Origin of the sequence: Methanobacterium sp., from assembly GCA_016222945.1 — an archaeon.
In the GTDB taxonomy this organism is placed as follows: domain Archaea; phylum Methanobacteriota; class Methanobacteria; order Methanobacteriales; family Methanobacteriaceae; genus Methanobacterium_D.
In genome coordinates this window covers 106,494-118,525 of record JACRPY010000003.1, presented here as the reverse complement: position 1 = coordinate 118,525, position 12,032 = coordinate 106,494, and the positions used below count along the sequence as shown (strand labels likewise).

At 35.5% G+C, this 12,032-nt stretch carries 13 protein-coding genes; 9 read left to right on the top strand and 4 right to left on the bottom strand.

All coding sequences use genetic code 11. From position 1 onward, the window contains the following. Window positions 1–38 precede the first annotated feature (38 nt). Both HZC47_05230 and HZC47_05225 read left to right on the top strand, forming a co-directional pair. On the top strand, window positions 39–734 hold the full coding sequence (locus HZC47_05230; protein ID MBI5680275.1) for an isoprenylcysteine carboxylmethyltransferase family protein: 696 nt from the start codon (window positions 39–41) through the stop codon (window positions 732–734). A 78-nt stretch (window positions 735–812) separates the two neighbouring features. Beyond that, window positions 813–1,505 (top strand): isoprenylcysteine carboxylmethyltransferase family protein, encoded by a 693-nt coding sequence (locus tag HZC47_05225; protein MBI5680274.1) that lies wholly within the window; start codon window positions 813–815, stop codon window positions 1,503–1,505. Window positions 1,506–1,673: 168 nt separating this feature from the next. Here the strand turns inward: HZC47_05225 and HZC47_05220 are convergent, their stop codons facing one another. Next, complete coding sequence (locus tag HZC47_05220; protein MBI5680273.1) at window positions 1,674–3,062, bottom strand: MATE family efflux transporter; 1,389 nt, start codon at window positions 3,060–3,062, stop codon at window positions 1,674–1,676. A 311-nt stretch (window positions 3,063–3,373) separates the two neighbouring features. Between HZC47_05220 and HZC47_05215 the strand changes: the two genes are divergently transcribed. Together HZC47_05215 and HZC47_05210 are read left to right on the top strand one after the other, a co-directional pair. Then, window positions 3,374–4,231 (top strand): alpha/beta hydrolase, encoded by an 858-nt coding sequence (locus tag HZC47_05215; protein MBI5680272.1) that lies wholly within the window; start codon window positions 3,374–3,376, stop codon window positions 4,229–4,231. A 399-nt stretch (window positions 4,232–4,630) separates the two neighbouring features. Next, window positions 4,631–5,050 carry a hypothetical protein gene (locus HZC47_05210; protein ID MBI5680271.1) on the top strand — a complete coding sequence of 140 codons (420 nt, stop codon included), beginning with the start codon at window positions 4,631–4,633 and terminating at the stop codon, window positions 5,048–5,050. 173 nt (window positions 5,051–5,223) lie between these two features. Here the strand turns inward: HZC47_05210 and HZC47_05205 are convergent, their stop codons facing one another. Both HZC47_05205 and HZC47_05200 read right to left on the bottom strand, forming a co-directional pair. Beyond that, window positions 5,224–5,442, bottom strand: coding sequence for a TIGR04165 family Cys-rich peptide (locus tag HZC47_05205; GenBank protein ID MBI5680270.1), 219 nt, complete (start codon window positions 5,440–5,442; stop codon window positions 5,224–5,226). A 169-nt stretch (window positions 5,443–5,611) separates the two neighbouring features. Continuing rightward, a complete protein-coding gene (locus HZC47_05200) occupies window positions 5,612–5,995 on the bottom strand; it encodes a helix-turn-helix transcriptional regulator (GenBank protein MBI5680269.1) in 384 nt (127 codons plus the stop codon). Between the two features lie 105 nt (window positions 5,996–6,100). Here HZC47_05200 and HZC47_05195 point away from each other — a divergent pair, with 105 nt between their 5' ends. Then, window positions 6,101–6,271 carry a hypothetical protein gene (locus tag HZC47_05195; GenBank protein ID MBI5680268.1) on the top strand — a complete coding sequence of 57 codons (171 nt, stop codon included), beginning with the start codon at window positions 6,101–6,103 and terminating at the stop codon, window positions 6,269–6,271. Between the two features lie 210 nt (window positions 6,272–6,481). Here HZC47_05195 and HZC47_05190 read toward each other — a convergent pair whose 3' ends face one another. Beyond that, window positions 6,482–6,646 carry a hypothetical protein gene (locus HZC47_05190; GenBank protein ID MBI5680267.1) on the bottom strand — a complete coding sequence of 55 codons (165 nt, stop codon included), beginning with the start codon at window positions 6,644–6,646 and terminating at the stop codon, window positions 6,482–6,484. A gap of 460 nt (window positions 6,647–7,106) precedes the next feature. Between HZC47_05190 and HZC47_05185 the strand changes: the two genes are divergently transcribed. The 4 genes from HZC47_05185 to HZC47_05170 all read left to right on the top strand — a co-directional run bounded on the left by HZC47_05185 (window position 7,107) and on the right by HZC47_05170 (window position 12,018). Then, the gene (locus HZC47_05185) at window positions 7,107–7,700 is read left to right on the top strand and encodes a hypothetical protein (GenBank protein ID MBI5680266.1); all 594 of its coding nucleotides are present in this window, start codon (window positions 7,107–7,109) and stop codon (window positions 7,698–7,700) included. Between the two features lie 221 nt (window positions 7,701–7,921). Continuing rightward, complete coding sequence (locus tag HZC47_05180) at window positions 7,922–8,716, top strand: acetoacetate decarboxylase family protein (protein ID MBI5680265.1); 795 nt, start codon at window positions 7,922–7,924, stop codon at window positions 8,714–8,716. A 19-nt stretch (window positions 8,717–8,735) separates the two neighbouring features. After that, a complete protein-coding gene (locus HZC47_05175) occupies window positions 8,736–9,608 on the top strand; it encodes an SDR family oxidoreductase (GenBank protein MBI5680264.1) in 873 nt (290 codons plus the stop codon). A 457-nt stretch (window positions 9,609–10,065) separates the two neighbouring features. Further along, window positions 10,066–12,018, top strand: coding sequence for a DUF362 domain-containing protein (locus HZC47_05170; protein ID MBI5680263.1), 1,953 nt, complete (start codon window positions 10,066–10,068; stop codon window positions 12,016–12,018). Window positions 12,019–12,032 lie beyond the last annotated feature (14 nt).

The following is a 12,032-nucleotide window of genomic DNA, read 5'->3' as shown; positions in this document are numbered from 1 at the left end:
AAATTTTTCAAAGATTAAAAAATATATAATACAATATTATGACCAATCAAAAAAGAAAGCAAAAAGAAGTAGATAGGAAATTACTTTTTAGAAATATTTCCGCATTTATTTTAATATTTGCACTTGTTTTCATAGGTGCAGGGCGTTTTTATTACTGGCAGGGATGGCTTTATATTGGATTGAATGTAATCTTTATACTTGCAAGTTATTTCATGATTCCTTCTGAATTAACCCAGGAAAGGTTAAAACCGGGAAAAGGAACAAAAAAATGGGATAAAATATATTATATCATTAATGTACCTCTTTATTTTGCAATGATCATTATTTCTGCTTTGGATGCAGGGCGTTTTGGATGGGAACCACATATTCCTATTTATGTTGTTATTTCTGCAGCTTTTGTATATATTGTAGGGCAAATAATCATGTTATGGGCTAAAAGGGAAAATAAGTTCTTTTCATCAGTTGTGCGTATTCAAAAAGACAGAGAGCAAACAGTTTGTAAAGAGGGGCCTTATGGGTTTGTTAGACATCCCGGATATTTGGGAGGGATTATCTTCACAATAGCTACTCCAATTGTTCTTGCTTCATTTTGGGGATTAATTCCAGCATTACTTTCTGTTGTAACGCTATTTATAAGAACATATTTAGAAGATAAGACTCTACAGGAAGAATTAGAAGGATATAAAGAGTATACTAATGAAATAAAATACAGAATAATACCTGGAATCTGGTGATATTGTGGATTAATTTCACTAATAAAAGATTAAAACAGTATCATAAAATTTATTCAATAGTAATCAGGAATAAAAAATATGGTGAAAATAAATCTTATCCGCTACAATTTAAGGCTATTTTTAAGTCTCCTTGCTCAGGCTATAATTTTCTTTGCTGCTGCAGGGCAGATAGAGATATTCAGAGCATGGGGTTTCTTCGTTTTAACTTTTATTTATTATATTTCCAGTTTCATCATCGTTTATCGGTTAAACCCGGAGGTTATCTTAAAAAGGGGCGGCTCTGCATTTCAGGAAGGAACTAAGACTTGGGATAAATATATACTCATAGTTTACACTATTTTGGGGGTTTATGGTCAATTTTTTGTTGCTGGATGGGATTTAGGCCACATAAATTTCTGGCCCCTTGGCTTAGAGTACATGGTATTAGGCCTAATTTTATATCTGGGTTCAATGGTTCTTGCGGTATGGGCTTTGATAAAGAACCCTTACTTTGAACCTTCAGTGAGAATACAAAAAGATCGTGGTCAAAAAGTCATTGAATCAGGCCCTTACAGGTTAGTAAGGCATCCAGGTTATCTTTCTGGAATTCTATTGCATCTGGCTATTCCAATGATCATTGGTTCTGGATTAACTCTAATTTACACTGCTATAATCGTTTTACTGCTCCTTATACGTACTTATTGTGAGGATAAAACTCTTCAAAGAGAACTGGAAGGATACAAAGAATACACAAAGAAAACCAGATACAGAATTTTGCCAGGAATCTGGTGATTAATGTAATTTGTGAGTATTTTGAGAGATTGCATAGGTAGAGGAAAAATATGACGACTTTTGAAGTAAGCACTGTTATTAATCAACCAGTAGACATTATAGTAAATGCTTTGATGAATCCGGACAATTTTACCTATTGGACAACCGATCTGGAGTTTAAATTCATGCTCAGTAATTAAATATCCTTTTTAGACGATTTATGTATATATTTGCCCAGATATAGGCCACTATACAGCCAAGTCCGCCTCCAACTACTATTCCCCACCAGACACCCTGGGATCCGAAGCCCAGTGTGAAGGCAAACAGGTAGGCAAAGAAAGAAATGAAGACTACTTCCCTAATTACAGTTAAAATTAGAGAGGTAACTCCCTTACCCATGCCCTGGAAGACTGAGCTGGCGGTGATTCCCAGAGGGACTGTCAGGTAGAACAGGAACATCACCTGAAGGAAGGCTGCAATGGATGGTGCCATGAAGGCACTCTGGGAGGAATAGGTGAATATGCTGGCTATATTACCTGCGAAGATATATGAGATTAGGCCAGTGACTATGGCAATTCCCACACCTAACTTAGCTGAGTAAGTAAGCGCAGTAGAAAGGTTTTCGTACTTTCGAGCTCCGTAAGCTGCTCCGGCAACGGTTATAGCGGCGGTTCCTATCCCTATAGGTATTATCATGGCCATCATAACCACTCTCCATCCGGCGGTGTAAACTGCCACTGCTTCTGCTCCTCCGGTAATGACCAGTATCAGATTTAAAACTACTCCCAATACTGACATGACAAAAGCCTCGGTACTGGCCGGCAGTCCCACCATCAAAATGTCTTTTACCACTTTCCAGCTGGCTTTGAAGTCTTTCCTGGAGAATGAAACATAAGTATCTCCTTTTAAGAGTAACCAGTAAACCATCAACAGGCATGCAATACTGGCAGAGATTATTGTGGCCCATGCAGCTCCACTGACACCCCATCCAAAGTAATAAATGAATATGGGGTCTAGGACTATGTTCAGGATGGCAGTGGCAGCCATGGCATACATGGGCCTTTTTGCATCTCCTTCAGCCCTAAGAACACCTGATGCAACACTGGAAAACATGAATAGAACCAGACCTCCGAATATGATCTGACCGTACTGTGTGGCCAGGTCAACTGTTTCACCTGCACCCATCAAGAGGAGGATGCTAGGAAGGAATATTAAAATTAATAGGGTTAAAACCACAGAAACAGCTAGAGTTATGATTAATGAGTGAATAGCAGCGTTATCAGCACCCTTCTTATTCTGGGCACCTATACATCGGGCGATTAAGGATGTGGCACCAGCCCCCAGACCATTACCTAATCCTATCACTATGAAAAAGAGAGGGTTTATAAAACCCAGAGCAGCTAGGGCATTGGGGCCGATACCAGCCACCCATATACTATCTGCCAGGTTGTAAGCCATGATGAGGAACATGGAAATTATCATTGGCACTGAAAGTACTCTGATAGCCTTTTTGGGGTCTCCGGTGATCAGGGAGACGCGATGATTCACATCACTTGAATTTTGATTATTAGAACTCATTTTTTTCTCCTAAATACTAAAAAACGACTAATTTGGTTAGATAGCGTTAAATATGGGTGATTATTATTTGATAATTATTCAAAGACAATTAAAAAAAGTATTTATCAAGATACAAATAAAGTTTGTTCTTTATTTAAATTGTTGCTAATTTATATAGGAAATACTATTGATATAAAAAAATTTTTTTAAATAAGTTTAAAAATAGTAATAAACATATGAGGAAAGTATCATGCAGAGTGGAGACAACTACTGGAAAAATTACAAGATTAACTGGTTTGGCCCTGATTTTGGCAAATAAAGGAGGAGTTAATATGAGTAAAAAACAAGAATACACAAAAGATTCGGTAATATCCAAAGACGGCACCACCATCGGATTTAGACAGATGGGAAGCGGGCCAGGTATTATTTTACTACACGGCGGGGTAAATGCTTCTCAAAACCTTATGAAGCTCGGCACCATGCTATCTGATGAATTTACAGTTTATATTCCAGATCGCCGTGGTCGTGGTATGAGCGGACCATATGGCGAAAACTACAGTATAGAAAAGGAAGATGAAGATCTTGATGCCATTTTAAAGAAAACAGGTGCACACTATGTCTTTGGAACGGCAGACGGCGCACTTTTTGCACTTCATGCAGCGATCTCTTTGTCTTCTATTCATAAGGTCGCTGCTTATGAACCTCTTGTTTTTGTTGGACAAGAAGGGCTGGATGAATTTAAAACCGCCATAGGTCATCTTGACAAGAATATGGCTGAGGGCAATGTAGCTAAAGCAACGGTCGGGTTATCAAAGGATTCGGTTAAAATGTTTAGAATCATACCAGATTTTATAGCGGTACCATTTGTCAAACTTGTATTGTGGAGAGATGCCAGAAATGTCAAAGGAGATGACGTAGCGTATCAGGATCTTGTTCCCACACTGCAAAATGAATTACACATCGTCAGGAAGACTGAAGGAACGCTTGAGGACTACAAAGATGTATCTGCAGAAGTATTATTGCTAATCGGCAGTAAGACTATATCCCTGATAAAAGATAGTCTCATTGCATTGAATGAAGTATTGCCGAATGTAAATCTCGTTGAACTTAAGGGTCTTAACCATGACTCGGCACAAGATTACGGCAAGCCGGAACCCATAGCGCAGGAGCTTAGAAGATTTTTTTTGTAGATTAAAATAAAATAAATGGATTATGAGTTTAAAAGTAATTTTAGTAGTTATTTGCACCGAGATATTTATTTTATAGTGGTTATAACTGTATGATTTCAATTAAAAATGGAAAAAAATCCGAAAGATGTAATGATTGAATTTATAAGTCCAGCATTGGCTATGCGTGATAAATTAAAGAAAAAGTAGATCAAAACAACTTAGGGGGTATTGGTAATGCATTTTCAAATGAAGTTACGCATTTTTTTTCGAAAATTTATTAGATCTCTGGTTAATTGGTTCAATTAGAAAAGAGGGTTAGCATAACGGCTGATTTTTTAAAACTTTCAACAAAAATATATTAATAAGTACTAACCAACATTGAAATTGTTTATTAATATACTTTAAAAGGGGGATGAGAACGTGAATAAGAACTTACTGTTTGTATTTGCAATATTATCCGTGGTTGTTTTGGGACTTCAAATCGCAGAACCTGTTGCAGCAGTAAAAGTAATTGATAAAAGAGTTTTGAACTGTCCTAGTGGTAGTCAAGATTTTAATAGTGGAAAATATGTGTTTACAACCTACAAATACAGCAACAATGTTGTATGGATAAATATAAAAGGATATGAAAGTAATGGTGCACTTGTTTCCAGCTCTTGGACTCAATTAAAAAAGGTCAGTAGACACAAGCTCCGGATTAAGGAACAATCAATTGAAGGTGGATGGATATACACATACAAAACCACTACATATAGTGCAGTGAAATATTATTGGAAGGTTTACAGACCTCAGCAAACTGTATTATGGACTAAAGGAACCTCTGATAGGTATTGGTCATAAAAAATAATTTAAAAAGAGATTTTTCCATTATAAAGCATGATTTAAAAAAACTGCTTTTTTTGGATCAAAATCTCATATTTTATTTTTATTTCTATTTTTTATATATAAATTAAAAAAAGAAAGATGAATTAAGAGTTTAAAATTAATTTTAGCAGTTATTTGCACTGATGAATTTAAATAACTTTCTTTTTTACTTCTAATACTGGTTTACATTCCTCACAGTATTCGAATATATGTCCACATTCGCTGCAGCGGATAACTTCAACACCATTTTTAGGTACATGAGGTATGAGAAAAATAGTGTCGTCTCCTTCGTCTTTTCTAATTTGGGATCTATTTTTATCCTGACAGCCGCATTTAGGGCATTTTTTAGCCATTTCTTCTGGTTTCATAGGTTTAGGCCTCCATTTGATTTAATCAAATTATCAATAATAATTTTTATTTGTATTATTGGTTCGCTTAAATCCGAACTGTACGTTATTATGCGAACTAATAGTATATATACTTTTGCAGGGAAATAAAAAAAGGAAATAAAAATCCTTATTTATTCCTTTTTACAATTTAAAGTGTTGAATCGTTTATGTGATGGGCTGGACGATATGAACTTGAACATTCACCTTTTTTAAAGTTTTCTCTTTTTGAAGCCCATTCAATAAGGGGCAATATAGCTTTTCTAAGTTCAATTCCATCTTCTATTAGTGAATATTCAACTCGGGGAGGTATTTCCTTAAAATTTTTCCTTTTAATCAATCCTTCAGCTTCAAGAACCTTTAAGGTATCTGATAATGTTTTAGGGCTAACGCCTTCAAGTTCTTTCATTAATTCATTGAACCTGAGTTTTCCGTGATTTCCAAGGGAATTTATTATTAGAAGGGTCCATTTTTTACTAACAATGTCAATTACTCCTTCTAAAGGGCAGAGACATAATTCTATGCATTTATCCATGTTATCACTTTCTCCCGAGATATTTACTATATTACTATAAACTTTGTATTATAAATACTTTATTTTTTATAGTTAGTTTAGAAATTGAAGGAGGTGAAAAAAAACATGTGCGGAAATAGCTGCTGTATGACATCAATAGGCAATGAACACTCCCCTGGACATCGAAGAAGATTTTTTACTAAAGAAGAGAAGATAAAACAATTGGAAGGATATGTAAGAGAACTTAAAAATGAAATAATAGCTGTTGAAAAAATGATAAGTGAAATTAAATCATAGATTGGCCAGTTTAAGATTTATTTACTTTGATTTTTCTTTTTTTATTTTCACCATCTCATTAAAATCATCAATAGAGGCCATACTACTTTTCTAGTCAGGCTTAACCATTTCAACCATCTAAACTGTGAGTGTATCCAAGCGATCCCCAATTTTTTTAAGATGTAATATGTCAATTTTATCAATAGATTTAACAAAAGACTAACTCCCTGGTTATTCTTTTTTCATTAAACATGTATAATGTGCATATTGACTTGCTATGGGATATGAAGAAAAGCTTTCAGGTATTAATGTATAACCTTGTGCTTCACATTCAGCTACTGCGTCATAGAATTTTTTTTTATTTTCATCTATTATTCTCCATTTTCTGTCTGTCATTATCTCACCTCATTTATTAATTTAGATTAAAAAATAATTATATTTTTTTATTTTGTTTTTACTTCTTCAATGTTAATTTAAGATTTCATAATTTTAGTCTTGTTGCATTTATTTGCATATTTTCCAGTCCTGCAATATATTTTCAGACATATACTCCTTCTCTTCCGTCTCCACCAGCTCGTTTTCCTCCTGAAGTAGAAAAATCTTTTCTGCCAAAATAATACATCCTCTTTTTATGTAAAGCAAAACATATGTATATTATTTGCTGTTAAACAATAATAAAAAAATTATTTTCTGAATTTATTGTTTATGAATCATTATAAAACGAAATTATTTTTTATTAGCTTATATTTCACGGTAAGGAGACAGGAAAATGAGAATTCTTAATTTTAACATTCGTTTTGGTGGGGAAAAAAGAACCCCAAAAATAGTGGAATATCTGTTGAAAAATGATTTTGACATGATTGTCCTGACAGAATTTATTAAAAACGATAATGGTCAGGAAATAATCCATAAATTAGTTAATAAAGGTTATAAGACCCAACCTTCCAATGAAAAAGGAGGTATGGGATCATTTATTGCCTGTAAGGATGATTTTGTAACAAAGAATGTTATGGATAGGTGGGTTGAAGTTTATATTCCAAAAATGGATTTATATGTGCTGGGAGTTTATGTTCCAGACCAGGCGGGTACTGAAAAGAATTTATTCTGGAAGAAAATTTTAGATTACGCAGAGAAGAACCTTGATAAGAACGTACTCATAACTGGTGATTTCAACAGCTGCACCAAATATGATTCTTCAAATAAAACAGAATACAATGCTAATGATTTAATTAAACTAGAGGAATTGGAGTACATTGACCTGTGGAAATACAACCCTACAGAGGATTCTGATGGATATACTTGGTTTCACCATTCAGGAACGGGGTTCAGATTGGACTATGCATTCGTTTCCCCGAAGCTTATTCCAACTTTAGAGGATGTATCTATTTACTCAGATTCTCAAATTCGGGAATCTAAAATTTCAGATCATTCACCAATCGTGGTAATTTGAAAAATGTAATTTAATAAATCACTATTTAGGGTATTCCTGCCTGAAGAGCGCTATAACATCCTTATTTTTCAATGTTTCTTTTTTTAATTCTTTTATTTTAAATATAATTTAATTTTAATGATTTATAAATAAAAGAACACTTATCTCCATTTATTGGTGCAAAGTTTAAGTATTATGGATGTTAATAGTTAATCACTTAGGCTAAGAGAGGGGAAGATAAAATGTTTAAACCAGAAAAAGATTCTGCATATTTGATGCCAATACATTTCGGCGGAGGAAAGTTCGACCCAAATGAAACAATTAATCAAAAATCAATAGGTCTTAACATCAGTTATGAGACTGATGCAAAAATTCTTGAAAATTTCATTCCTGAAGGGTTTGAATTACTGGCTCCTGTAGTTGATGTTGGCTTCGGCAAATTTAGTGAGATAAATTGGATGCATGGCGGACAATACAATGTGGTTAATGTAGCAGTGCCTGTCAAGTTCCACGGGAAAAAAGATGAACTGGAAGGAATTTACACATTGATTGTATGGGAAAATAAGACAGCACCCATCCTTGGGGGTCGTGAACAGACAGGACAGCCCAAAGTTTTCGCTGATATTGAAGACTTGCATATTTTAAAACCTCATTATGCCACAACTGCCAGTTATGAGGGAAACACCTTCTTGAACATGGATTTTGAAGCCACAGAAGAAGTAACTGGAAAAGAATTAGAAGAACTAAAACCCCAATTTGCAACGATAAACAACATTGGATGGAGATATATTCCTAAAGTAGGAGGTCCTGGAGCTGATTTAAGTCAGTTTATTCTGTATCCTCAAGGTGTAGATGTCGAACGTGCGCAAATAGGAAAAGGAAGTCTTAAATGGACTGAATTGACTCCTATGCAGAACCCTTCACAGTGGTGGATGATTAACAGTCTTGCTGCTCTACCTATAAAAAAAATAACTCAAGCTATACTAACTGAAGGAAATGCAACCCTTCACTCCCGAGGATCAAGACTTATTGAATAAAAAAGTGGAAGTGATTATTATGAGCAGTTCAGATTATTATAAAGATAAAATATGTATTGTTACAGGCGGAAATTCAGGTATTGGATATGCATTATGTGAAGAACTTTTAAAAAGAGGAGCAGTTGTTTACATGGCTGGAAGAAACCCTAAAAAGGTTGCCGACGCTGCAGAACAACTCTCTGAATATGGAGATAAATTACATACTCTAATTGTGGATGTTACAGTTCAAAAACAGGTACAAAAGGCCATTGAAGATACAGTAGCAGAAACTGGCAGGTTGGATATGTTATTCAACAATGCTGGAGTTGGAGGTACTCTACCTTTTACGACTGCTACCCTCGAGGATTGGAAAACTATTATTGATACCAATCTTTGGAGTGTCATTTATGGTGTTCATACTGCAGTACCCATCATGCTGAAACAGGGATTTGGTCACATTGTTAACACCAGCTCCATTGCAGGGATTGTCCCGCCTCCATTTCAGGCACTTTATTCCCTTACAAAATATGGTGTCACTGGGCTTACAGAATGCTTGAGATATGAATATGCAGATAAAGGCCTTCATTTTTCAACTATCTGCCCTGCCTTTGTTGCAACACCTATCTTAAACAAAGGAATTGATGGCAAACCTCGAGGAGAATTAAAAATCCCTAAAGATGCATATCCTGCAGATAAAGCAGCGATAGACAGTCTAGACAAAGTTTCAGAACTTAAGGGCATTATTATCATACCTGAGGAACCTAATACTGAATTATGGAGAGATTATGTCCTTGGAAAAGGAGATGAATCCCTATTAAGCTTGGCACGTGAACGCAGGGCAGATTATGAAAAAATCTTAAAAGAAATGAACCTCAGCCCAGAAGAATATGAAGAAAAACATATGTTGTTATAGAGATGGTTAAATGAATCCTAATGACTTTTGTAGAAAAAATATCCCTTTAAACTCAGATATAGACAATAAAAAAACCGATTCACAGGGATCACCTGTTTGCGGTGCAAAAATGGATGCTTCAAAAGCATATGCAGAAATTCCTGAATTACTTCAAAAGGTTATTAATTTAGATGATGAAGCTGCCTGGGCAACAATTGTTAAAAAAATCGACTATATATATGACCATATTGATTATTCCCTGGTTTCTCTTGACAAAGAGACAGATTTTATCAGTAAGCTGCAATCGGAAATACAATCAGGAAAAAAATTACTTTTCAAACCTAACCTGGTCGGACCACAAGTCATTGACCCCGATACCCATGGTGAAGATCTGGGTGCCCCTATCTGTACTGATTGGTCGATGATCGCTGCTTTGATGAGATGGTTCCACGATAAATTAAACATTGATTACTATCAGATGGCCTTAGGTGAAGCTTCCACTTCTGCACTTCTTGTTGGGGCAAGTTACAGTCTTAATTCAGAAAAAACTGTCACCACAGAAGCTGTTTTTGAAGGGAGGTGTGGAGACTTTTATGGGGGTTGGGGTTTTTATTTTGTCCGTAAATACCTTAAAGAGCATCACCCTTCATCTCATGTCGATGACCCTATGAATGGCTATGAAGATAGCATAAAAGGTAGATATTTCGCACCTGGTAAAGCTCATGACCGGCTGATGGTCTACGATCTAAACAAGATAGATGAAGATCCATTCAGAGGTAGAACTGTTTCTGTTCCAGGAGGAGAAAATTTCAAGGATATCACTTTGCATAAAGTCATTATTGGAGGCGATCCTCAAAATGCTGATGATATCAAAGATTACCCTGGCTGTGTCTTGATTAATGTTCCTAAAATGAAAATCCATGCTCAGGATCTAATAACAAATGCCATCAAAAACCTTGGTATTGGTCTTTATCCTACTCAATGTGCTTCATCAAGTGAAAGTAATTATTCATGGGAATACGCTATGCCTGCCACAGAAAATCCGACTTTCAAAGGCAAACTACCACATATGCCATGGATCGCTGAAATAGACGAAGATACTAACTTACCTATCATGGATGAAAATGGGGCATACATAGTTACAAAAACTGCAGGAATGAAAGGAACTCAAGCAGATGTTATCAAAGCAGTGCAAAATCAGGGAGTTTTTATGATGCATATTTCTGATTCTGTCAACATGATCAATCTAAGCCATAATCCTGAGGGGATAGCTGTTAGAATTCCTGAAGGATATATCTGGTCATCTTTAGACTGTGTTGCACTGGATCTTTTATGTGCACGTTACTGCTTCAAAACTGTCCCCATGTCTGAAGGAATGAGACTCAAAGAAGAAAATAACTGGAATACCGAGTTCGTACATCACGTCCCTGTGGCCAGAATAGATGGAAAAAATATAATAACTGAAGAAGGGCTTGATTCACCGCTTTTCAGGTATAATCTATATGAATATGCTGAAAAAAGAGGAATAGGACAGCAAAAGTACTATGTTACAGGTTGGGATAGTGTAACCAGTACTCCATTAACTTCTATTGCTGGTCATCTCGGTAGAATTGATAATGAAAAATTCGTTGAACTAATGACTAAAACCATGTACTATAATCCTAGTTGCATGCTATGGGACATGCAAAAAACTATTTTGAGCTATGCAGAAGCACACGATACATTAACAGGGACTTCAATTTTCAAAGAATTCATTGATAGTTTTGATGAGAATCATGATGGAATTATTGATTATGATGAGAATGGGCGAAAAGGCATTTGGACTCCCGGATTCAGTATAATGTCATATGCACTGGATATTATGATTACGGAAGATTTTGGAGCTCTTAAAGGGCCTTTTTATCAAAATGCAAATTTTTACCTTAAAAATGGCAACGAAAACTGGAATCCTCATGGACATAATTTTGCCCAGGAATATGTGTTAATGGGAATTGCTAATATGGCATATGAAATGTCAAAATCGAAGATTCAAAGTGAAGACCCATTTATACAAGGTATGAGCTGGGGAAATGGTTTATGGCCTAGTTGGGAGCTTGCAAAACATGCCATGATATTCAGTTCCATATACGGTGCCTTATCTTTAGATAAGATCAATATTGGCTCTCTTTATGGCCTAGCATTCAGTTACGCAGATAAAACTGGAAATAACGGTTTATACACTGGAAGTGTTGATCAGCGAGAATCTGATCCAGAAGCCTTAAATGCATACTTTAATGCAATCTCTAAAGGAGCGGATCTTTTGGATTTTATCCTTTATGTACCAATAGGCCTTGGAAATATGGATAATATTAAAATTCCTAATGTAGAAGAAACCAATGATCCCAGCAAAATATTTACTGCTCATTTTAACCAAGGTCAGGAAGTCTGGTAAAGCATTGAATATAG